General features: G+C 66.6%; 23 protein-coding genes. 18 read left to right on the forward strand and 5 right to left on the reverse strand.

Annotated elements, in window-relative coordinates; genetic code table 11:
• The first annotated feature begins 55 nt into the window (after nucleotides 1-55).
• From C4N9_RS06280 to C4N9_RS06310, 7 genes are all read left to right on the forward strand, one after another.
• A complete protein-coding gene (locus C4N9_RS06280) occupies nucleotides 56-961 on the forward strand; it encodes a LysR family transcriptional regulator (RefSeq protein ID WP_109532436.1) in 906 nt (301 codons plus the stop codon).
• Nucleotides 962-1,400: 439 nt separating this feature from the next.
• Nucleotides 1,401-3,563, forward strand: coding sequence for a phosphoribosylformylglycinamidine synthase subunit PurL (gene purL / locus C4N9_RS06285; protein WP_109532574.1), 2,163 nt, complete (start codon nucleotides 1,401-1,403; stop codon nucleotides 3,561-3,563).
• Nucleotides 3,564-3,714: 151 nt separating this feature from the next.
• The gene (locus C4N9_RS06290; RefSeq protein ID WP_109532437.1) at nucleotides 3,715-4,221 is read left to right on the forward strand and encodes a hypothetical protein; all 507 of its coding nucleotides are present in this window, start codon (nucleotides 3,715-3,717) and stop codon (nucleotides 4,219-4,221) included.
• Between the two features lie 76 nt (nucleotides 4,222-4,297).
• Nucleotides 4,298-4,540 carry a BolA/IbaG family iron-sulfur metabolism protein gene (locus C4N9_RS06295; RefSeq protein WP_109532438.1) on the forward strand — a complete coding sequence of 81 codons (243 nt, stop codon included), beginning with the start codon at nucleotides 4,298-4,300 and terminating at the stop codon, nucleotides 4,538-4,540.
• Between the two features lie 23 nt (nucleotides 4,541-4,563).
• Nucleotides 4,564-4,860 (forward strand): hypothetical protein, encoded by a 297-nt coding sequence (locus tag C4N9_RS06300; protein ID WP_109532439.1) that lies wholly within the window; start codon nucleotides 4,564-4,566, stop codon nucleotides 4,858-4,860.
• Between the two features lie 92 nt (nucleotides 4,861-4,952).
• Nucleotides 4,953-5,312, forward strand: a complete 360-nt coding sequence (gene grxD, locus C4N9_RS06305) for a Grx4 family monothiol glutaredoxin (protein WP_109532440.1) — start codon at nucleotides 4,953-4,955, stop codon at nucleotides 5,310-5,312.
• A 140-nt stretch (nucleotides 5,313-5,452) separates the two neighbouring features.
• Complete coding sequence (locus C4N9_RS06310; protein ID WP_109532441.1) at nucleotides 5,453-6,142, forward strand: hypothetical protein; 690 nt, start codon at nucleotides 5,453-5,455, stop codon at nucleotides 6,140-6,142.
• 6 nt (nucleotides 6,143-6,148) lie between these two features.
• On the opposite strand, the gene C4N9_RS06315 is transcribed toward C4N9_RS06310, so the two are convergent.
• Together C4N9_RS06315 and C4N9_RS06320 are read right to left on the reverse strand one after the other, a co-directional pair.
• Nucleotides 6,149-6,520 (reverse strand): cell division protein ZapA, encoded by a 372-nt coding sequence (locus C4N9_RS06315; protein WP_109532442.1) that lies wholly within the window; start codon nucleotides 6,518-6,520, stop codon nucleotides 6,149-6,151.
• Between the two features lie 13 nt (nucleotides 6,521-6,533).
• Nucleotides 6,534-7,061, reverse strand: a complete 528-nt coding sequence (locus C4N9_RS06320; protein ID WP_146195130.1) for a hypothetical protein — start codon at nucleotides 7,059-7,061, stop codon at nucleotides 6,534-6,536.
• Between the two features lie 211 nt (nucleotides 7,062-7,272).
• On the opposite strand from C4N9_RS06320, the gene tkt reads away from it, so the two are divergent.
• Complete coding sequence (gene tkt / locus C4N9_RS06325) at nucleotides 7,273-9,285, forward strand: transketolase (protein ID WP_109532444.1); 2,013 nt, start codon at nucleotides 7,273-7,275, stop codon at nucleotides 9,283-9,285.
• Nucleotides 9,286-9,456: 171 nt separating this feature from the next.
• Complete coding sequence (locus tag C4N9_RS06330) at nucleotides 9,457-9,915, forward strand: GNAT family N-acetyltransferase (protein ID WP_109532445.1); 459 nt, start codon at nucleotides 9,457-9,459, stop codon at nucleotides 9,913-9,915.
• Nucleotides 9,916-10,079: 164 nt separating this feature from the next.
• Here C4N9_RS06330 and C4N9_RS06335 read toward each other — a convergent pair whose 3' ends face one another.
• The gene (locus C4N9_RS06335) at nucleotides 10,080-11,315 is read right to left on the reverse strand and encodes an aminopeptidase (protein WP_109532446.1); all 1,236 of its coding nucleotides are present in this window, start codon (nucleotides 11,313-11,315) and stop codon (nucleotides 10,080-10,082) included.
• 117 nt (nucleotides 11,316-11,432) lie between these two features.
• On the opposite strand from C4N9_RS06335, the gene C4N9_RS06340 reads away from it, so the two are divergent.
• A complete protein-coding gene (locus tag C4N9_RS06340; RefSeq protein WP_109532447.1) occupies nucleotides 11,433-12,314 on the forward strand; it encodes a TIGR01459 family HAD-type hydrolase in 882 nt (293 codons plus the stop codon).
• A 111-nt stretch (nucleotides 12,315-12,425) separates the two neighbouring features.
• Nucleotides 12,426-12,989, forward strand: a complete 564-nt coding sequence (locus C4N9_RS06345; protein WP_109532448.1) for an NADPH-dependent FMN reductase — start codon at nucleotides 12,426-12,428, stop codon at nucleotides 12,987-12,989.
• 17 nt (nucleotides 12,990-13,006) lie between these two features.
• Here C4N9_RS06345 and C4N9_RS06350 read toward each other — a convergent pair whose 3' ends face one another.
• Nucleotides 13,007-14,215 (reverse strand): MFS transporter, encoded by a 1,209-nt coding sequence (locus tag C4N9_RS06350; protein ID WP_109532449.1) that lies wholly within the window; start codon nucleotides 14,213-14,215, stop codon nucleotides 13,007-13,009.
• A 234-nt stretch (nucleotides 14,216-14,449) separates the two neighbouring features.
• Here C4N9_RS06350 and C4N9_RS06355 point away from each other — a divergent pair, with 234 nt between their 5' ends.
• From C4N9_RS06355 to C4N9_RS06375, 5 genes are all read left to right on the forward strand, one after another.
• The gene (locus C4N9_RS06355) at nucleotides 14,450-14,935 is read left to right on the forward strand and encodes a MaoC family dehydratase (RefSeq protein WP_281260115.1); all 486 of its coding nucleotides are present in this window, start codon (nucleotides 14,450-14,452) and stop codon (nucleotides 14,933-14,935) included.
• A 45-nt stretch (nucleotides 14,936-14,980) separates the two neighbouring features.
• Complete coding sequence (locus C4N9_RS06360) at nucleotides 14,981-15,907, forward strand: bifunctional riboflavin kinase/FAD synthetase (RefSeq protein WP_109532450.1); 927 nt, start codon at nucleotides 14,981-14,983, stop codon at nucleotides 15,905-15,907.
• A 64-nt stretch (nucleotides 15,908-15,971) separates the two neighbouring features.
• Nucleotides 15,972-16,553, forward strand: a complete 582-nt coding sequence (locus tag C4N9_RS06365) for a GNAT family N-acetyltransferase (RefSeq protein ID WP_109532451.1) — start codon at nucleotides 15,972-15,974, stop codon at nucleotides 16,551-16,553.
• A 40-nt stretch (nucleotides 16,554-16,593) separates the two neighbouring features.
• Nucleotides 16,594-17,076: a YcgN family cysteine cluster protein gene (locus C4N9_RS06370; protein ID WP_109532452.1), complete on the forward strand. Its 483-nt coding sequence runs from the start codon at nucleotides 16,594-16,596 to the stop codon at nucleotides 17,074-17,076.
• On the forward strand, nucleotides 17,076-18,128 hold the full coding sequence (locus tag C4N9_RS06375; RefSeq protein ID WP_109532453.1) for a threonine aldolase family protein: 1,053 nt from the start codon (nucleotides 17,076-17,078) through the stop codon (nucleotides 18,126-18,128). Before C4N9_RS06370 ends, C4N9_RS06375 begins: the two co-directional genes overlap by 1 nt.
• A 1-nt stretch (nucleotide 18,129) precedes the next feature.
• Here the strand turns inward: C4N9_RS06375 and C4N9_RS06380 are convergent, their stop codons facing one another.
• Nucleotides 18,130-18,414, reverse strand: a complete 285-nt coding sequence (locus C4N9_RS06380; protein WP_168192136.1) for a DUF1294 domain-containing protein — start codon at nucleotides 18,412-18,414, stop codon at nucleotides 18,130-18,132.
• Nucleotides 18,415-18,739: 325 nt separating this feature from the next.
• On the opposite strand from C4N9_RS06380, the gene gap reads away from it, so the two are divergent.
• Entirely contained in the window at nucleotides 18,740-19,741 is a 1,002-nt protein-coding gene (gene gap / locus C4N9_RS06385; RefSeq protein ID WP_109532454.1) for a type I glyceraldehyde-3-phosphate dehydrogenase, read from the forward strand.
• A gap of 229 nt (nucleotides 19,742-19,970) precedes the next feature.
• A complete protein-coding gene (locus C4N9_RS06390; RefSeq protein WP_109532455.1) occupies nucleotides 19,971-20,219 on the forward strand; it encodes a PepSY domain-containing protein in 249 nt (82 codons plus the stop codon).
• The last annotated feature ends 102 nt before the right edge of the window (nucleotides 20,220-20,321 follow it).

Genomic DNA, 20,321 nt, shown 5'->3' on the forward strand with positions numbered 1-20,321 from the left:
CCGATAGACACATCCCTGCACGCTCGGACCGGGCCTCAGAACAGATTACGCCGCGATGGATTGGGACAAACTTCGAATTTTTCACGCGGTCGCGGACGCGGGCAGCCTGACGCATGCCGGCGACACGCTGGGGCTGAGCCAGTCGGCAGTCAGCCGCCAGATCCGGGGTCTGGAAGAATCGCTGGGCACGACGCTGTTCCATCGCCATGCGCGCGGGCTGATCCTGACCGAGCAGGGCGAATTGCTGTTTGACGCCACGCGCGCGATGAGCAAGCGGCTCGACACCGCCGCCGCGCGGATCCGCGACAGCGAAGAAGAGGTGTATGGCGAGCTGCGCGTGACCTCGACCACCGCCTTCGGCACCCTGTGGCTGGCGCCGCGCCTGCCCTCGCTCTATGCCAAGTATCCTGAGCTGAAGATCGACTTGATGCTGGAAGAGCGGGTTCTCGACCTGCCCATGCGCGAGGCCGATGTCGCCATCCGCATGAAAGAGCCCAGCCAGGCGGACCTGATCCGCAAGCGGCTGATGGGTGTGAAGATGCGGCTATACGCGTCGCCCGAATACCTGAAGGAAAACGGCACGCCGCAGACGCTGCCGGAGATGGCGCATCACCGGCTGGTCTGCCAGAACGCCAACGCGCATCAGGTCTCGGCCGGCGCCGCTCTGGTGCGCGAGCTGATGACCCACGCGATCCGCACGACCTTTACGGTGAACAACTATTTCGGCGTCTTGCAGGCGGTCATCAATCATCTGGGTATCGGCGTTCTGCCCGACTACCTGACCGAGGACTTCCCGCAACTGGTCCGCGTGCTGCCGGACGTGGAAAGCGCGGATGTTCCGGTGTTCCTCGCCTATCCCGAGGAACTGCGCCACTCCAAGCGGATCGCGGCCTTCCGCGACTTCGTGCTGGAGGGCGTGATCGCCTATCGCAAGCAACGCGTGACGGCATCCGACCTTTGATCGATCGCCCTCAGGTTGCGCCCGCCGAGTGAGGCATGCATGCAACGCATCACGGCTATGATGCAAGCGCAGCAACGAAATCATTGAACGCATGCAACGACTCGACTATTTGAAGTGTCAAGATGCATGGCTCTGTCATGTATCTTTACCTCCCTGTTGGACTTGGGCCGAGCTTTGCTCGGCCTTTTTTTGGCGCATCGGGCAGCCGACTCGGCCAGGCGCCCAACAAGCGGGCAGTTTGAGAACGCCACCCGCGCCCCCAAGCCCGCCGGCCTGCCGCCGGGGGTCGGCGCCGAAACGGGATGCAGGCGCGATCACCGGTCGCCTTCCGGCAGAAAAACCCGAAAAAATGCCGTGGCGGACGGGATCGGCCACAGGCGGCGCTTTTCCTTGCGCATCGCTTGGCCTATGACGCCCCCAAGCATTGGAGACCTCGCCCGTGACCACCGAGCCCGCCATCACCCCCGACCTGATCGCAGCCCACGGCCTGAAGCCCGACGAATACGATCGCATCCTCGAGATCATCGGCCGTGAACCCAGCTTCACCGAGCTGGGCATCTTCTCGGCCATGTGGAACGAGCATTGCTCGTACAAATCCTCGAAGAAATGGTTGCGCACGCTGCCCACCACCGGCCCGCAGGTAATCTGCGGTCCCGGCGAGAATGCGGGCGTCGTGGATATCGGCGACGGTCAGGCGCTGATCTTCAAGATGGAGAGCCACAACCACCCGTCCTATATCGAGCCCCACCAGGGCGCGGCGACGGGCGTGGGCGGCATCCTGCGCGACGTGTTCACCATGGGCGCGCGCCCCATCGCCGCGATGAACGCGCTGAGCTTCGGCCTGCCGTCCCATCCCAAGACCGCCCATATCGTCAAGGGCGTGGTCGAGGGCATCGGCAGCTACGGCAATTGCTTTGGCGTGCCCAACGTGGGCGGCGAGGTCCGCTTCCATGCCAGCTATAACGGCAACTGCCTTGTGAACGCCTTCGCCGCGGGACTGGCCGATGCCGACAAGATCTTCTACTCGGCCGCCTCGGGCGTCGGCATGCCGGTCGTCTATCTGGGCGCCAAGACCGGGCGCGACGGCGTCGGCGGCGCGACCATGGCGTCCGCGGAATTCGACGACACGATCGAGGAAAAGCGCCCCACGGTGCAGGTGGGCGACCCGTTCACCGAAAAGCGCCTGATGGAAGCCACGCTGGAGCTGATGCAGACCGGCGCGGTGATCTCGATCCAGGACATGGGAGCCGCGGGCCTGACCTGTTCGGCGGTCGAGATGGGCGACAAGGGCAAGCTGGGCGTCAAGCTGCAGCTCGATGCCGTGCCGCAGCGCGAAACGGCGATGACCGCCTACGAGATGATGCTGTCGGAAAGCCAGGAGCGGATGCTCATGGTGCTGCATCCCGAGAAGGAAGCCGAAGCGCGCGCGGTGTTCGAGAAATGGGATCTCGATTTCGCCATTGTCGGCGAAACCATCGCCGAAGACCGCTTCCTGATCCTGCATGGCAACGAGATCAAGGCCGACCTGCCGCTGTCGAAACTGTCCTCGGAAGCGCCGGAATACGACCGCCCCTGGATCGAGACGCCCGCCCCCGCCGCGCTGGAGCCGGTCGCGCAGATCGACCCGATCGACGGGCTGAAGGCGCTGATCGCCAGCCCCAACTACGCCCACAAGGCCTGGGTCTGGGAACAATACGACCACATGGTCATGGGCGACACGGTGCGCGTGCCGGGTCTGGGCGCGGGCGTCGTACGCGTGCATGGCACGCAGAAAGCCGTTGCCTTCACCTCGGACGTGACCCCGCGCTACGTCAAGGCGAACCCGGTCGAAGGCGGCAAGCAGGCGGTGGCCGAGGCCTATCGCAACCTGACCGCCGTCGGCGCGCGGCCGCTTGCGACCACCGACAACCTGAATTTCGGCAATCCCGAGAAGCCCGAGATCATGGGCCAGTTCGTGGGCGCCATCAAAGGCATCGGCGAGGCCTGCGCGGCGCTCGACATGCCGATCGTGTCGGGCAATGTCTCGCTCTACAACGAAACCGACGGCACCGGGATCCTGCCGACGCCCACCATCGGCGCGGTCGGGCTTCTGGACAGCCTTGACGAGCTGATCGCAGGCCAGCCGGTCCTGGGCGATGTGGCGCTGGTGATCGGTGAGACGAAGGGTCATCTGGGCCAGTCCGCGATCCTGGCCGAAGTGTTCAACCGCGAGGACGGCGACGCGCCGCAGGTGGACCTGGACGCCGAGAAGCGCAATGGCGAATTCCTGCGTGCGAACCGCGCGCTTGTCAGCGCGGCGACGGATCTGGGCGATGGCGGCCTTGCGCTCGCGGCCTTCGAGATGGCCGAAGCCGCCGGGATCGGCGTGAGCCTCGACGCGGCGACGACCGAGTTTCTGTTCGGCGAAGATCAGGCGCGCTATCTCGTCGCCTGCTCGTTCGACCGGGCCGAGGCGCTGATGGTCGCGGCCAGCGCCGCCGGCGTGACGCTGACCTCGGTCGGCAAGTTCGGCGGCGACACGGTGTCGATGGGGGCCTCGTCGGCGCCGCTGGCCGAGCTGTCGGCGCTTTATCGCGGCGCCTTCGAGGCGGCGATTTCCTGATCCCGGAATTCCCGAAGAAAGCGGGGGGCTGCGAGCCCCCCGCACCCCCCGCTCCAAGGGGGGCACGCCCCCCTTGGAAATCCCCGTGAGTATTTCCGGCAAAGTGAAAATGGGGGTTGTTTCGTCCTGCGGCGCGCGGCAGGGGGAGGTCATGCATGATCTTCCCGATCTCACCCCCGATTGCGCGTCCTGCGCGGCGCTGTGCTGCATGGCGCTGCCCTTCGATGCGGGCGAGGACTTCGCCTTCGACAAGCCCGCGCTGCATCCCTGCCCCAACCTGTCGGGCCATGCCTGCACGATCCATGAGCGGCTGGACGCCGAGGGGTTTCGCGGCTGCACGCTCTACGATTGTCTGGGCGCCGGGCAGCGCGTGGTGCACGAGGTCTTCGACGGCGCGGACTGGCGCCAGGACGCCGCGCTGAGGGCGCCGATGGGCGAGGCGCTGCTCTTGATGCGGCGGATCCATGCGGCTTTGGAATTGCTGAAGGCGACGGAGCGGATGGTTCTGCCCCGGGATCTGACCGCCGAGAGGGACGCCCTGATGACGCTCTATGCCCCCGCGGAGCGCTGGACGCCGGAGCGGCTGCGCGCCGTTGCGGCATCGGGGCTGGAAACGCGGCTCAGAAGCTTTCTGACCGCGCTGCGACCCCATGTTTGACACCGCGCATCCCGGCGCCGGGACTTGCACCCGAACCGCCCGGGTTCTACATCTGTCTCAATTCAAGGAGACGCGCATGCCCATCTCGGCGACCGAAATCGAAACCCTGCTGCGCGAGAGCTTTCCCTCGGCGCAGATCACCATCACCGACCTTGCCGGCGACGGAAACCATTACGCCGCCGAGGTGATCGATCCCAGCTTCAAGGGCCAGAACCGGGTCCAGCAGCAGCGCGCGGTCTATGCCGCGCTGAAGGGCAAGATGGACGGCCATAACGGCGACCTGCACGCGCTGGCGCTGACCACCAAGGCCCCGGATTGACCGGCAGCCGGGGCGGCAGGGCGATGCGCGAAAGCCGCGATCCGGCGGGCTGGCGGCTGGCCATGCTGACCTCGGCCGCGCTGGTCGGGCTGGCGCTTCACGCGGCGCTGACCGGTCCCGAAATTGGGATGACGCCGCCCGAGATTGCCATGGCGCGGATCTTTCACGCGGCGCTGACCGGGCTTGCGATCTTCTGGCTGTGGCGGCTGGGCCCGCTGACCGAGGGGCGCGAGACCCGCAAACCGCTCACGGCTTTCGTGCTGGGGCTTGCAATCTTTGCCGGATCGGGGCTTCTCGCCCGCGATTTCGGGATTATCTGAGACGACAACCGCGCCGGTCACCCGTTCCGGCCCGCACCGAAACACGCGCCCGACAACTTGCGCCCGACGGCGCACCGAGGAAAGGACCCAAGATGAGCGTTCAGGACCAGATCCGCGAGAAAGTCGACAGCACCGATGTCGTGCTGTTCATGAAAGGCTCGAAAACCATGCCGCAATGCGGGTTCTCCAGCCGCGTCGCCGGCGTGCTGAACTTCATGGGGGTCGAGTATACCGATATCGACGTGCTGGCCGATCCCGATCTGCGCCAGGGCATCAAGGACTTCTCGGACTGGCCGACGATTCCGCAACTCTACGTCAAGGGCGAGTTCGTCGGCGGCTGTGACATCATCACCGAGATGACGCTGTCGGGCGAGCTGGACCAGCTGTTCGACGCCAAGGGCGTGACCTATGACAAGGACGCCGCGAACAAGATCCGCGAGGCGAATGCCTGAGATCGGCGCGGCCGGATCAGGAAACCGGGGCCGGTGCGTTGCACCGGCCCTTTTCTTATCCGGCGCCCTGCGGATTGAACCCTGCCCCCTGCCCCGGCTACCTATGGGTCCGGCCGGCTACAGGGAGAGGCAAGACAACAATGGAAGCGACGATCACCTTTATCGGCCTTGGCGCCATGTTCGTCATCATGGGCGTCCTGATCGCGCGCTCGGTGCGGCGCGACCGGGAGATCAGGGCGGGCTTCCGGGCCTATGCCGAAGCACAGGGCCTGACCCATGATTACCGCAAGGTCCGGGGCAAGGGCGCTGAGGCGGCGTTTGCCGATCCGCAGCAGGGGATGACACTGATCGTCCAGCGCCGCCACGCGAAGCAATCGGGCAACAGCCGCAGCCGTTCGGGGGGCAACGCGGTCGTGCAGTTCGACGATCCGCGCCTGCCGGGCGGGATCGTGATCTATACGCGGGAAATGCAAGAGGGCATGGCGCAGGCGGCGAGCACCTTCGCTGGTCTTCTGGACAACAAGATCGGCAAGAGGCTGGTCGGGCGGCTTCTGGGCGACGATATCGGCGCCCATCTGGGCGAGGTCGACGAACAGCCGGTGCCGCCGGGGCTGGATCTGACGATCCTGGCCAGCGTTGATCCCGCGCCGTGGTTCGATGCCGCCGCCGCAGAGCGGGCGCTGGCGCCGTTCAGCGAGGGCGAACAGCCGATGGTGATGATCACCGGGAACGGGCTGCAGCTGCGGCTGGCGCGCGAGGTGACCGCGCCAGAGGCGCTGGACCGGCTGATCGACACCGCGCGGCGGCTGAAGGCCGAGATCCGGCGCTGAGACCGCTCAGCGGTTCTCGAGCTCCTCGGCCATGGCCTCGGCCCGGTCGGCAAGGTCGGTCATGCGTTCGAGCGTGCCTTCGGGCAGGGCCGGCGCGGCAAAGGCCGGCGTGGCGCGCAGGCGCTCGGCCTCGGCGCGCAGATCGGCCAGCTCGGCCTCCAGCTGCTTGACACGGTCCTCGGCCCCGGCGGTCTTGTCGGCCAGCATCAGCCCCGCCATCAGCAGCATCTTGGATTCCGGCAGGCGGCCGATCTGGCCGATCAGCGTCGTTGCCTCGGCATCCAGAAGCGCCGCGGCGGCCCGCAGGTAATGCTCTTCGCCCGGCTGGCAGGCGACATCGAAGCTCTTGCCGCCGATGGTGACGGTTTCGTTGGGCATGGGGGCCTCCGGCTCAGCGCGCATCCGCCGCGAGAAGCGGCTTCAATTCCGACAGGATTTCTTCCATCTCGGCCATTTCCGCGCGGCGTTCGGCCTGCAGCGCTTCCAGTTCGGCCGAAATCGACTTGTTGATCAGCGTGGCGTCGGGGAAACCCTCGATCTGGGCCTCGCGCAGGGCGGTGTTCGATTCCATCAGCTTGGCATTGGCCTTTTTCAGCCGCAGCATTTCGAGGCTTTGCAGATCCAGCTGCTCGGTCAGGCGCGCAAGACGGCGTTCAAGCTGCCCGATCGTGGTTTCCTGCCGCTGCTTGACCTGGTGCACCCGCTCGGAAAGCTGGGAATTGGCCGCGCGTTCCTTTTCCAGCGCTTCGCGCAGGCTGGCGATGGTGGCCGCCTGTTCGGGATCGGGCGCGGCCTCGGCCGGACGGCCCAGCCCGAAGACCGAGCCCTTCGCCGCTTTCGCGGCGCCCTTTTCCAACTGGAATGCAATCCGGTCGAGCGCCGCCGATAGCCTGCGTTCAACGGGAGCCAGATCGCTCATGTGCTTCTCCTCGAGACAGCCCGGTTCCTGCAGCGCACGAATCATGCTCCCCGCAGGTCCGGGAGAGTTTTGACCGAGAATAGGTTGAAAATCGCGCCTTTCCAACCGATCAGCGCCCCGAGCGCGCCACTTCCCGCCCGCCAAGCTTGATCTTGGTCCGATCCCTGTTATGAGCCTGCGCTAACATTCCCCACCGTGAAGGAACGCTGCCTTGGAAATCGCCACGCTTCGAGACACGCACCCCGATCACTGGCGCCTTGCCACCGCCATCCGTGTTCTGGCCATGGATGCGGTCGCCGCCGCCAATTCCGGGCATTCGGGCATGCCGATGGGCATGGCCGATGTTGCGACCGTGCTGTTCCGCAACCACCTGAAGTTCGACGCCTCGGCGCCCGACTGGGCCGACCGCGACCGCTTCATCCTGTCGGCAGGCCACGGCTCGATGCTGCTGTATGCGCTGCTGCATCTGACCGGCTATGCCGACATGACGCTCGAGCAGGTGAAGAATTTCCGCCAATGGGGCGCGATCACCGCCGGGCACCCGGAATACGGCCATGCCAAGGGCATCGAGACGACCACCGGACCGCTGGGTCAGGGGCTGGCCAACTCGGTCGGTTTCGCCATGGCCGAAGAGCACCTGCGCGCGCGCTGGGGGGCGAAGGTTCAGGACCATTACACCTATGTCATCGCGGGCGACGGCTGCCTGATGGAGGGCGTGAGCCAGGAAGCGATCGGCCTTGCCGGGCGTCACCAGCTGTCGAAATTGATCGTGCTGTGGGACAACAACGGCATCACGATCGACGGCAAGGTCTCGTTGTCGGACGTGACCGACCAGAAGGCGCGCTTCGCGGCGTCGGGCTGGGACGTGTTCGAATGCGACGGCCATGACCCCGCCGATATCGACCGCGCGATCACCGAGGCCAAGGCCTCGCCCCGCCCGGCCATGGTCGCCTGCACCACGCACATCGCCGTGGGCTCCTCGGCGCAGGATACCTCGAAAGGCCACGGCGCGCTGACCGATGCGCAGCTGATCGCCGATACCCGCAAGGTCTATGGCTGGGAGCACGGCGCGTTCGACATTCCCGCCGACATCAAGGCCGACTGGGAAGCCATCGGCGCGAAAGGCGCCGAAGAGCGCAAGGCCTGGGAAGCGCGCATCGCGGCCCTCGCCCCCGCCAAGCAGGCCGAGTTCGAGCGTATCTTCGCGCGCGATCTGCCCAAGCGCCTGACCGCCGCGATCCGCAAGGTCAAGCGCGACGCGATCGAGACACCGAAGAAGATGGCGACCCGCGCGGCATCCGAAGTGGCGCTGAAGGCGATCAACCCGATCGTGACCGACACGATGGGCGGCTCGGCCGACCTGACCGGGTCGAACAACACCCGGACCGACGATCTGGGCGCCTTCGACGTGACCAGCCGCAAGGGCCGCTATGTCTACTGGGGCATCCGCGAGCATGGCATGGCGGCGGCGATGAACGGTCTGGCGCTGCATGGCGGCATCCGGCCCTATTCGGGCACCTTCATGGCCTTCACCGATTACGCCCGCCCCTCGATGCGCCTGTCGGCGCTGATGGGCGTGCCGGTGGTCTATGTCATGACCCATGACAGCATCGGGCTGGGCGAGGACGGCCCGACCCACCAGCCGGTCGAGCATCTGGCGATCAGCCGCGCGACGCCCAACACGCTGGTCTTCCGCCCCGCCGACGTGGTCGAGGCGGCCGAGGCCTGGGAATGCGCGCTGGAGCAGAAGACGACGCCCTCGGTGATCTCGCTTTCGCGGCAGGGCGTGGCGCAGGCGCGCACGCAGAACACCTCGAAGAACCTCGTGAGCCAGGGCGCCTATGTGCTGGCCGAGGCCGAGGCGAAGCGCCGCGTGATCCTGATCGCCACCGGCTCCGAGGTCGAAATCGCGCTGAAGGCGCGCACGATGCTGGAAGCCGAAGGCATCGGCACGCGGGTCGTCTCGATGCCCTGCATGGAACTGTTCGCGCAGCAAGACGAAGCGTATCGCAAGCGCGTGTTGCCGGCGGGTCCGGTCCGCGTGGGGATCGAAGCCGCGATGCGCGCCGGCGGCTGGGATCGCTGGCTGCTGGGCGAGCGGGCGAAGAAATCGGACTTCGTGGGGATGGAGTCGTTCGGCGCCTCGGCGCCCGCCGAGACGCTTTATAAAAAGTTCGGCATCACTGCCGAGGCGACGGTGGCCAAGGCCAAGGCGCTGCTGTAAGCGCACGGCCAGACAGTTCGGGCACCCGGCTTTCGGGCCGGGTGCCCTGCCCCCTCGGAAAGCGAGGGGCCGGAAGAAGGAGTTTCATGCACAGAATTCAGCGCTGAGCCGTCAGACGGCTGAGAACCCGGCCGCCCCAAGGGCGCGCCGACGGAATGATATTTTCTGTGGATGAAACATGACCAATCCTATCCAGACGATCCGGGCCATGACCCGGAAACCGATCCCGCGGCGCTGTCGGCGCTGTGGCTCGCGGCTTCGCTCGGGGCGCATGGCTTTCTGGGCCGCGCGCGGCTTGAAGCGCAGCGTGGGCTGATCGAAACGCGCTATCTGCCGATGGCGGAAACCTTCGTGGCCGAAGCCGTCGATGGCACTCGGCTGGGCTTCATCAGCCTGCTGGGCGATTTTGTCGCCGCGCTCTTCGTCGCACCCGGGGCCCAGGGGCACGGCATCGGTCGGGCGCTTCTGAACCACGCCCGGGCACGGCGCGGGGCGCTGGAACTCGAGGTCTATGCCGAGAATGCCGGGGCGTTGCGGTTTTACCGGCGTTACGGCTTTCGCGCGGTCTCGCGGCGGGCGCATGACGACGAAGGGCTGCCCCACGCCACGATCCGGATGCGCCTCGATTGACAACCATGACCAAAGCCGCCCCGACCGGGGCGGCTTTGCGGGCCGGTGCGGTGCGTGCCAAGCACGCACCCTACAGCCTCGGGACAGGGCGGATCCGTTGCCCCGATAGGCGACGGTGTAGGGTGCGTGCTTGGCACGCACCGCCCCCTCAACTCAGGTCATCGTCACGCCCATTCGCCCTTGCGCATCACCGGCACGCGCTCGCCCGACTGGGTGATGCCGTCGACATCGATCTGGTCCGAGCCGATCATCCAGTCGATATGGATCGCGCTGGCATTCCCGCCCCGGCGCGCGACTTCCTCGGCGGGCATCGTCTCGCCGCCCTGGAAACAGGTGGCATAGCACTGGCCCAGCGCGATATGGCTGGCCGCGTTTTCATCGAACAGGGTGTTGTAGAACAGCATCCCCGATTGCGAGATCGGCGAGCCATGCGGCACCAGCGCCACCTCGCCCAGCCGCCGCGCGCCTTCGTCGGTATCGAGCACCTTCTGCAGCACCGCCTCGCCCTTGGTGGCCTTGGCCTCGACGATGCGGCCTTCCTCGAACCGGACCTGGATATTCTCGATCAGCGTGCCCTGATGCGACAGCGGCTTGGTGGCCGAGACATGGCCCGAGACGCGGCGGCAATCGGGCGTGGTGAAGACCTCTTCGGTGGGGATGTTGGGGTTGCAGGTGATGCCGTTGGTGCTGGCCGTCGCGCCGGCGAGCCAGCGGTGCCCTTCGGCCAGACCGACCTGCAGATCGGTGCCCGGCCCGGTGAAATGCAGCGCCGAGAAATTCTGCGCATCGAGCCATGACGAGCGGCGCGTCAGTTCGGCGTTATGCGCCTCCCACCGCGCGACCGCATCCCCGTCATCGACGCGCGAGGCGGCAAAGATCGCCTCCGCCAGCCGGCGCTGGGCGTCATGCTCGGACAGGTCGGGCGAGACGAGCCGCGCCCAGGCGGCATCGGGCCAGGCGACGATGCTCCAGTTGGTGGCGAAGCGGGTGATGCGCTCGCGCGCCGGGGTATAGGCCATCGACATCGCCTTGTTGGCGCGCCCCACCTTGTCGGGATCCTCGTTGGCCAGCAGCATCGGGTCGCCCCCGGCAATGGCCAGCCGCGCGGCCCCCTTGTCGTAGGCCGCGGCCATGCCGTCATAGAGCCAGCCCGCGGCGCTGTCGAAGCTTTCGTCGCGTGCATGGCGGTAGCGCGCCAGCGTCACCTCGTCATCCGACAGGATCGGCGTCACCACGCCCGCGCCCGCCTTGTAGGCATGCGCGGTAATCCGGCGCACCAGCGGCAGGGCGCTGACCGGCGCGGTCAGCACGAGGTCCTGGCCGGGCTGCAGGTTCAGCCCCACCCTGACCGCGACTTCGGCCAGGCGGTCGAGTTTGACGGGATCGATCGGATCTTGCATTGCGTTACCTTTTTTCGTCCGGGCGTTGCCCCGGCATCAGGGGAAGGATAAACCCGCCCTGCCCCCCGTCAATGCGTGTCCCCCTTCACGGCGGAACGGCGTCACGAAAGGACCCCTATGACCCAGCTGATCGCATCGCTTGCCGAGATCTCGGCGCCCTATGATGTCCTCTATTGCGACCTGTGGGGCTGCCTGCACAATGGCAAGGCGCTTTTCCCCGAGGCCGTGGCCGCGCTGCAGGCCTTCCGCGCCAAGGGCGGCACCGTCGTGCTGATGACCAACGCGCCGCGCACCCGGCATTCGGTGAAGAAGCGGCTCGACCAGATGGGTCTGCCCGAGGATGCCTATGACGCCATCGCCGCTTCGGGCGATGCGACGCAGGTGGCGATGCTGCAGGGCGCGGCCGGGCGCAAGCTGTGGCATCTGGGGCCGGGCAAGGATGAAGACCTGTTCGCCATCATCCCCGACTGGCTGCAGGACCAGCCGCCGATCGAGCGCGTCGAGCTGGACGAGGCCGAGGGCATTATCTGCACCGGGCCCTTCGACGAGTTCAACGAAACGCCCGAGGATTATCGCGGCCGTTTCCTGAGCGCCAAGACGCGCGGGTTGAAGATGCTGTGTGCCAATCCCGACCTGATGGTCGATTTCGGCGAAACCCGCATTCCCTGCGCCGGCGCGCTGGCCGAGCTTTACGCCGAGATGGGCGGCGAGGTCCTGCAATTCGGCAAGCCCTTCCCGCCGATCTATGACCTTGCCCGCAGCATCCTCGCCGAGAAGGGCCTCTCCTACGAGCCCGACGCGGTGCTGGCCATCGGCGACGGCGTGCGCACGGATATTCGCGGCGCGCAGGCCGAGGGGATCGACGCGCTGTTCGTCACCGGCGGGCTGGAGGCCACGCGCTTCGGCGCGGATGTCGCGGCTCCCGATGCCGGGCTTCTGGACAGCTGGCTGGCCTCCGAGGATCTGCATCCGCGCTACGCCATCGGCCGGCTGCGCTGAGCGGTCTTGCCTGCGGGGCGCTGCGGGCTACCTGACCTGTGAAAACACGACATTGCGAAAAGCCCGGCCCCCTGCGCGCCGGGCCTTTTTCCGGACAGACAAGGAGAGATCATGACGCTCACGCTGAAAATCATCATCGGGTCCACGCGCCCCACCCGCAAAGGCCCGGCCGTCGCCAAATGGATCGACGGGCTGGCGCGCAAGAACGATGCGTTCAAGGTCGAGCTGGTGGATCTGGCCGAGATCGGGCTGCCGCTGCTTGATGAGCCGCACCACCCGGCGATGAAGAAATACGAGCACGAGCATACCAAGCGCTGGTCCGCCGCGATCGAGGATGCCGACGCGCTGATCTTCGTGACGCCGGAATACGATTTCTTCGCCCCCGCCTCGCTGGTCAACGCGATCCAGTGCCTGAGCCAGGAATGGAAATACAAGGTCGCGGGCGTGGTTTGCTATGGCGGGATCTCGGGCGGGCTGCGCTCGTCCCAGGAATTGCGGATGCTCCTGGTCAATAACGGCGTGATGCCGATCCAGCAGGTCGTTCCGCTGCCGATGTTCGCCGACAGCATCAACGAGGACGGCGTTTTCGTGGCCAATGACAAGATGGTCGAAGGCGCCGAGGGCATGTTGTCGGAACTGGTCAAATGGGGCACCGCCCTCAAGACCCTGCGCTAACGACCCGTCGCTGACGCCTATCCGCCGACCGGAGAACCGCCGGGCGCGGGCTGCCTGCCCAGAAGGTGGCCTGCGATCCCGGTGATCGCGCAGAAGACAAGCATCGGACCCAGCGCCCAGACCCACTCGCCCCCGCCCAGCGAAACCGCGGCCGCAACCATCGGTGCGCCGATGAACTGCCCCATCGACGAGCCCTGCATCAGCATGCCGTTGCCCGCGCTGACATGGCGCAGCGAGGGCGCGAAGCGCGGCACACAGGTGAAAAGCGCCGGCGGGATCAGCCCGCCCGCGAAGGAAAAGACCAGCGCCAGCGCGATCCTCAGCCAGACGGGCGGCCCGGGCAGGAAAATGCCCAGCGTGCACAAAGCCATGATCGCCGTTCCCGTGATGATCATCGGACCCGTCCGGCCTCCGCGTCGGATCACCCACCCCCCGAACAGACAACCCGGCGCGTTGATCAGCACCACCAGCGCGGTCACCAGCGCCGCAAAGGACAGGTCCGACGCGAAGCTTTCGGTCAGGAAGGTGGGCAGCCACGACATCAGCGTCACCCACTGGAACGCATAGGCGCAGAAGACCAGCGCGATCAGCTGGAAGCCCCGCGTGCGCAGGGCATCAAGCGCCAGATGCAGGAACGGCGCGCCTGAGGGCCTCGGCAAATCCAGCCTGCGCATCTGGTGCAGCACCGCCCAGGCCACGAAGGGCGAAACGATGGCCAGGAACCACCACGTCCCGCGCCAGCCAAAGGCCCAGAGCAGAAGCGGCGCGGCCAGCATGGTCATCGCCATGCCGCTGGGATGGTAGATGCTCCAGATCCCCAGAACCATGCCCTGATCGCGCGGGGCCGAAGCCGCGACCATCGCATAAGGCAGGCAGACGGTGACCGAAACGAAGCCCACGCCCTCGATGAAGCGGCTCGCCAGCATGGCCTCGACGCTGTGCGCCGTGGCGCCGATGATCCCGCCCAAGACCAGGCAGGCAAAGCCGAAGCCCACCATGCGCAACCGGCCCGTCCGGTCGGCAAGCCCGCCGAACAGCACCGCCAGCGTCATCCCGACCGCGTTGAACATCGACAGCACGAAGCCGCCCGCCACCAGTCCGAAATCCAGATCGGCGCGAATGAGCGGCAGCGCGGGCGGCAGTTTCCCGACATGCGCCGAGCACATCGCCCCGGCAAAGGTCATCACTCCCACCGCCAGCCATGCGGTCTTCGCGCGCTCGCTCATTGCCCCTCCTCAGGGCCCTTCGCGGCCCTTCCGTCCCTTGCGCCATCGGTAACGCGGTTCGCAGATGGATGCTACATCTGTTCAGGAATATTTCCGGGTCATACCGCGCCATTCGGCAACCGTGTGCGCAATTTAGTTTCGACTTTATGGCAACAAACGACCTAATATTACAAAGCCATGTTGCCAATGTGTCGCCGTAGCGCTATGTTGCACCGCAGCACAAGAGTGAGCCCCATGGGACATCAGACCGGAACCCGCGCCATGCTTGACAGCCGTCCGAACGACAATCTGCCCCGCGGCACGATCTGCATCGAGGATCTGGAAATCGGTCTCTCGCGTTATCTGCGCAAAGAGATCACCGACCGCGACATCGAATTGTTCGCCGAGGTCTCGACCGACCATAACCCGGTGCATCTGGACGAATCCTATGCGCAGGACACGATCTTCGCGGGCCGGATCGCGCATGGCATGCTGACCGCGGGCCTGATCAGCGCGGTGATCGGCGAACAGCTTCCGGGCCATGGCACGATCTATATGGGCCAGTCGCTGAAATTCCTGGCCCCCGTGCGCCCAGGCGACGTGGTGCTGGCCGAGGTCACGGTGCGCGAGATCGAGTATGCCAAGCGCCGCGTCACCCTTGAATGTCGCTGCTCGGTGGGCAATACCACCGTCCTGAAGGGCGAGGCGCTGGTTCTGGCGCCCAGCCGCAAGTTCGACTGAGGCCGCTTTCCCCTGCGGGAGCCGCGGCACGCGCCGCGGGGCAGAATGCAGATAGTCACTTCTTGGACCGGCCTTGACGACACCCAACGGGGTGCTTCGGCGGCGATGGGCAATTTCGACGGCGTGCATCTGGGCCATCAGGCGGTGATCGACGGGGCACGGCGTCCGGGCCTGCCGCTGGGCGTCATCACGTTCGAACCCCATCCGCGCGAGGTCTTCGCGCCCGACGCGCCGCCCTTCCGGCTGATGAACGCCGAATCCCGCCGCAACCGGCTGGAGAAGATCGGCGTCGACATCCTGTACGAATTGCCCTTCTCGCTTGAGCTGGCGGCCCTTCCGCCCGAAGCCTTCGCGCGCGAGGTTCTGGTCGAGGGGCTCGGCATCAAGCATGTCGTCGTCGGCTCGGATTTCCGTTTCGGCAAGGCGCGCGCCGGCACGACCGAGATGCTCGCCGATCTGGGGCAGGAGATGGGGTTTGCCGTCAGCGTACAGTCGCTCATCGGCGGCGAGGACGGCGCGATCAGCTCGACCGCGATCCGCACCGCTCTGGCCGAGGGGCGACCGCGTGACGCAGCCGAGATGCTGGGCCATTACCACCGCATCGACGGCGCCGTCGTGCATGGCGAGAAACGTGGGCGCGCGCTTGGCTATCCTACTGCCAACATGGCGGTCGACCGGCTGCACCTGCCGAAGCTCGGTGTCTACGCGGTGAAGGTCGCCATTCTGGGCGGGCCGCAGCGGGGCTTTTACGACGGGGTCGCCAGCCTTGGCGTTCGGCCCATGTTCGGCGAGAACACCCCCAATTTCGAAGTCCACCTGTTCGACTTCGCGGGCGATCTCTACGATCAGCACCTCTCGGTCGCGCTGGTCGAGTATCTGCGCCCCGAGATGAAATTCGACGGGCTGCCCGCGCTGATCGACCAGATGGACCATGACAGCCAGCGCGCCCGCGCGATTCTGGCGCGCGAGTGACGACCTGCGGTTGACAGGCCCGCGCGAAGCGAGAACACTTGCGGAACATCCGCAGGAGTTCCCGATGCAGGCCGACGCCGTCACCCGACCGCTCACCCCCGAACACAGCGACGCCTTCGAGGCCGTGATGGGCCCGAATGGCGCCTGCTATGGCTGCTGGTGTACCTATTTCCTGCTGCCCCCCAAGGAGCGCGCGGCGATGAGCGCGGGCGACAAGCATGATTTGATGATGGCGCGGATTGCAGCAGGCCCGCCGCCCGGCCTGCTGCTGTGGATCGGCGATGCCCCGGCGGGCTGGATGCAGATCGGCCCGCGCGCCCAAGTGCCGCAGTGGAACAACCCGCGCCGCTCGTCCACGCCCCTGCCTGACGGTCCGGCCGACGATCCAGGGGTCTGGGCGGTCACCTGTTTTTTCCTGCGCGCGCCCTACCGGGGCCGGGGACTGAGCCGGGTTCTGCTGAAGGCCGGGATCGACCATGCCCGCGCGAACGGCGCCAGGCTGCTGGAATCAAGCCCGATGGACCACGCCAAGCAGTCGAAATCCGTGGGCCTGTTCGTCGGATCGACCGCCGTGTTCGAAGCGGCGGGCTTCGAGACCGTGGCCCGCCACAAACCCAATCGCCCGCTGATGCGCCTGGCGCTGTGACCCTCTTCCCTTTCGCCGGCGAAAGGTACAGGGTCGCGCCATGACAAAGGCCCCCCCTTCCGACCCAGCCGCCCCCGCCCTGCGCCCCCGGTTCTGGGAAACCGTCTCGCTGTCCGACATGACCCCGGCCGAATGGGAAGCGCTCTGCGACGGCTGCGGCAAATGCTGCCTGAACAAGCTGGAAGATGCCGATACCGGCGAGGTGTTCTTCACCAATATCGCCTGCCGCCTGTTCGACGATTCCACCTGCCGCTGCGCGAATTACGAGATCCGCAAGACCATCGTGCCCGAATGCGTCGTGCTGACGCCCGACACGCTGGACGAGGTCACCTACTGGATGCCCCGGAGCTGCGCCTATCGCCGGCTGAACGAAGGGCGCGGACTGGCCGAGTGGCACCCGCTGATCTCGGGCGATCCGCAATCGGTGCACCGCGCGGGCATCTCGGTCAAGGATCGCACCGTACCCGAATTCGACGTCCCCGAGGACGATTGGGAAGACCATATCATCGACGAGGAGCTGTAATGTACCTGGCCTCTGACAACACTTCGGGCGTGCCCGAGCAGGTTCTGGCCGCGCTGACGGCCGCGAATGACGGCTTTGCGCTGGGTTATGGCGCCGATGCGCTGATGGACCGGGTGCGCGACAAGATCCGCGCGCTGTTCGAGGCGCCCGAGGCCGCCGTCTATCTGGTTGCCACCGGCACCGCCGCCAATTCGCTGGCGATCGCCAGCTACATCCAGCCATGGCAGACGGTCTATTGCCACCGCCACGCGCATATCGAGGAAGACGAATGCTGCGCGCCCGAATTCTACGCGGGCGGCGCGAAGCTGACGCTGCTGGACGGGCCGGATGCCAAGATCGACGCCGACCAGCTGGAACAGGGTCTCGCCAGCGCGCCCGGGGGCGTGCACCATGTGCAGAAAGGCCTGCTGAGCCTGACCAACATCACCGAGCGCGGTGCGCGCTATTCGGTGGCCGAGGTGACGCGGCTTTGCGCCATCGCCAAGGCGCATGGCCTGCCCGTGCATCTGGACGGCGCGCGCTTTTCCAACGCCATCGTCGCCGAGGGCTGCAGCCCGGCCGAGATGACGTGGAAAGCGGGCGTGGACGTGGTGTCTTTCGGCGGCACCAAGAACGGCCTGATGGGCGTCGAGGCGGTGGTTTTCTTCGATCCCGCCAAGGCTTGGGAATTCGAGCTGCGGCGCAAGCGCGGCGGGCACCTGTTCTCGAAGCATCGCTATCTGAGCGCGCAGATGGACGCCTATCTGACCGACGATCTGTGGCGCGATCTGGCGATCACCGCGAATGCCCGCGCCGCGGCGCTGGAAGCGGGCCTGCGCGAGGCCGGGGCAAGGCTGGTGCATCCGAGGGGCGGCAATATCCTGTTCGCCGAGTTCCCGCTCAAGGCGCATGAAGCCCTGCGCAAGGCGGGTGCGGTTTACTACGACTGGCCCGCCCCGCCGCCCGAAGGCGCCGGCCCCGACCATCCGCATCAATGCCGGCTGGTCGCCTCGTGGTCGACGACCGAGGCGCATGTGGCTGACTTCGTTGAGATCCTGAAAGGCGCGCTGTAACTCAGCGCGCCAGATAGGCGATGGCGAACGCCGCGGCCAGCGCGACGAGCTGCACGGAGATGATGCCGTTGAGCTGCTGGCGGAACGGTTCCTTGCGGATCTTGTGACGCAGGCTCATCTGCGCGATCTTCGCGCCGATCGAACCGCCCAGGAAGGCCAGCGCCAGAAGCCGGTCCTCGGGCACGCGGCGGCGGCCTTCGATGGCCAGCCGCTTGTCGCGCGCGAAAGCCGCGAACGCGGCCACGTTCACGACAACGAGATAGACAAGGGCAAGGATCTGGAACAAGGGGCGCTGAGGTCGGTTACGACAATCGGTTGCGGCGGATGCGGGGTCGGCGTGCGACCCGGTTCCGCCCTCTTAGGACGCGCCGCCGGGTAACGCAATGCCGCCCGCGCGGCAGGCGGGGCGCACAACGTTATCGCAAACACCGCGCAGCCTTTCAGGGTTTGCGCTAACGTCTTGCGAAATAGCAGTTTTCGCCCTTTCTCTGCCACAGTCGAAACTGTATATCCGGCGCAGACAGAACGTCAGGCCCCTCCCCGCGGGCGCGTGCCCCCGCCGTGCCCTTCTTGCCTTCCGCCTCGTTCCGAGCCCAGACGGAGACAGACACATGACCATCACCCTCGGCATCAACGGATTCGGCCGCATTGGCCGCTGCACCCTCGCCGCCATCGCCGAAGCGGCCCGCAACGATGTCGAGGTCGTGGCGATCAACGCGACCGGCCCGATCGAAACCAATGCCCACCTGCTGAAATACGATTCGGTCCATGGCCGCTTCCCCGGCACGATCCGGGTCGAAGGCAACACCATGGATCTGGGCCGCGGTCCGATCCGCGTGATGTCGACCTACAACCCGGACGAGCTGGACTGGGAAGGCGTCGACGTGGTTCTGGAATGCACCGGCAAGTTCAACGACCGCTCGAAAGCCGCCGTGCATCTGGGCCGCGGTGCCAAGCGCGTGCTGGTCTCGGCGCCTGCCAAGAATGCCGACAAGACCATCGTCTACGGCGTCAACCACCGCATGCTGACCAATGAGCATCTGGTCGTGTCGAACGGGTCGTGCACCACCAACTGCCTGGCCCCGCTGGCCAAGGTCCTGAACGACGCCATCGGCATCGAATCGGGCATCATGACCACGATCCACAGCTATACCGGCGACCAGCCGACGCTGGACCGCCGCCACAAGGACCTGTACCGCGCCCGCGCCGCCGCCATGGCGATGATCCCCACCTCGACCGGCGCCGCGAAGGCTCTGGGCGAAGTGCTGCCGGAACTGTCGGGCAAGCTGGACGGCACCTCGATGCGCGTGCCGACGCCGAACGTGTCGGCCGTGGACCTGACCTTCGTCGCCTCGAAGGACGTGACGGTCGAGGACGTGAACGAAGTCGTGCGCGAAGCCGCCGCCGGCGCGATGGGTGCCGTGCTGGCCTATGACGACGAGCCGAAGGTCTCGATCGACTTCAACCACACCTCGCATTCGTCGATCTTCGCGCCCGAACAGACCAAGGTCGTGGGCGGCCGCACCGTGCGCGTGCTGGCTTGGTACGACAACGAATGGGGCTTCTCGTGCCGGATGGCCGATGTGGCCGGCGCGATGGGCCGCCTGATCTGAGCCCTTCCGACATCCGATTGTCGAAACGCCCGGCCCATGGCCGGGCGTTTTGCGTTGCGGCAAGGCCATGAACCGCGGTTGAGGCCGCTGAACCGCGGGCAAGACACCCGCCGTCTCAACCCCGGACCCATGGCGCCCGCGCCGATTCCGTCCTTTCTGAACAGCACAGCGCGACCGCAGGCCCCGCCGATCCGCCGCGCTGACGAAACCCAAGCAAAGGACAACTCCGATGAAATACCTCGCCCTCGCCGCCGCTCTTCTTCTGCCCGCCACCGCCGCGTTGGCCTCGGGCGGCGCCGTTCCCGCCGAGACCGAAGCGCAGATCCGCACCCTGCTGACCGATCAGGGCTATGAAGTCCGCTCGGTCCAGACCGAAGACGGGATGTACGAAGCCTATGCGCTGAAAGACGGCCAGCGCTTCGAGATCTATCTCGATTCCGCGCTCAACATCGTGCGCGGCGCCGATAGCGACGACTGATCGCGCGCTCCTCGCCGGAAATGGGCCGCGCCTTAGACGCGCGGCCCGCCCCGTCCACCGAACCGCCCGTCCATCGAACCGCCCGTCCACCGAACCGAAGGA

The sequence above is a fragment of the Pararhodobacter marinus genome (assembly GCF_003122215.1).
GTDB lineage: Bacteria > Pseudomonadota > Alphaproteobacteria > Rhodobacterales > Rhodobacteraceae > Pararhodobacter > Pararhodobacter marinus.

Excerpts from the sequence above, each read along its gene's own strand:
- C4N9_RS06280 (WP_109532436.1), top strand. The coding sequence starts at position 56 with ATGGATTGGGACAAACTTCGAATTTTTCACGCGGTCGCGGACGCGGGC.
- C4N9_RS06290 (WP_109532437.1), top strand. The coding sequence starts at position 3,715 with ATGCATGATCTTCCCGATCTCACCCCCGATTGCGCGTCCTGCGCGGCG.
- C4N9_RS06295 (WP_109532438.1), top strand. The coding sequence starts at position 4,298 with ATGCCCATCTCGGCGACCGAAATCGAAACCCTGCTGCGCGAGAGCTTT.
- C4N9_RS06300 (WP_109532439.1), top strand. The coding sequence starts at position 4,564 with ATGCGCGAAAGCCGCGATCCGGCGGGCTGGCGGCTGGCCATGCTGACC.
- grxD (WP_109532440.1), top strand. The coding sequence starts at position 4,953 with ATGAGCGTTCAGGACCAGATCCGCGAGAAAGTCGACAGCACCGATGTC.
- C4N9_RS06310 (WP_109532441.1), top strand. The coding sequence starts at position 5,453 with ATGGAAGCGACGATCACCTTTATCGGCCTTGGCGCCATGTTCGTCATC.
- C4N9_RS06315 (WP_109532442.1), bottom strand. The coding sequence starts at position 6,520 with ATGCCCAACGAAACCGTCACCATCGGCGGCAAGAGCTTCGATGTCGCC.
- C4N9_RS06320 (WP_146195130.1), bottom strand. The coding sequence starts at position 7,061 with ATGAGCGATCTGGCTCCCGTTGAACGCAGGCTATCGGCGGCGCTCGAC.
- C4N9_RS06330 (WP_109532445.1), top strand. The coding sequence starts at position 9,457 with ATGAAACATGACCAATCCTATCCAGACGATCCGGGCCATGACCCGGAA.
- C4N9_RS06335 (WP_109532446.1), bottom strand. The coding sequence starts at position 11,315 with ATGCAAGATCCGATCGATCCCGTCAAACTCGACCGCCTGGCCGAAGTC.
- C4N9_RS06340 (WP_109532447.1), top strand. The coding sequence starts at position 11,433 with ATGACCCAGCTGATCGCATCGCTTGCCGAGATCTCGGCGCCCTATGAT.
- C4N9_RS06345 (WP_109532448.1), top strand. The coding sequence starts at position 12,426 with ATGACGCTCACGCTGAAAATCATCATCGGGTCCACGCGCCCCACCCGC.
- C4N9_RS06350 (WP_109532449.1), bottom strand. The coding sequence starts at position 14,215 with ATGAGCGAGCGCGCGAAGACCGCATGGCTGGCGGTGGGAGTGATGACC.
- C4N9_RS06355 (WP_281260115.1), top strand. The coding sequence starts at position 14,450 with ATGGGACATCAGACCGGAACCCGCGCCATGCTTGACAGCCGTCCGAAC.
- C4N9_RS06360 (WP_109532450.1), top strand. The coding sequence starts at position 14,981 with ATGCAGATAGTCACTTCTTGGACCGGCCTTGACGACACCCAACGGGGT.
- C4N9_RS06365 (WP_109532451.1), top strand. The coding sequence starts at position 15,972 with ATGCAGGCCGACGCCGTCACCCGACCGCTCACCCCCGAACACAGCGAC.
- C4N9_RS06370 (WP_109532452.1), top strand. The coding sequence starts at position 16,594 with ATGACAAAGGCCCCCCCTTCCGACCCAGCCGCCCCCGCCCTGCGCCCC.
- C4N9_RS06375 (WP_109532453.1), top strand. The coding sequence starts at position 17,076 with ATGTACCTGGCCTCTGACAACACTTCGGGCGTGCCCGAGCAGGTTCTG.
- gap (WP_109532454.1), top strand. The coding sequence starts at position 18,740 with ATGACCATCACCCTCGGCATCAACGGATTCGGCCGCATTGGCCGCTGC.
- C4N9_RS06390 (WP_109532455.1), top strand. The coding sequence starts at position 19,971 with ATGAAATACCTCGCCCTCGCCGCCGCTCTTCTTCTGCCCGCCACCGCC.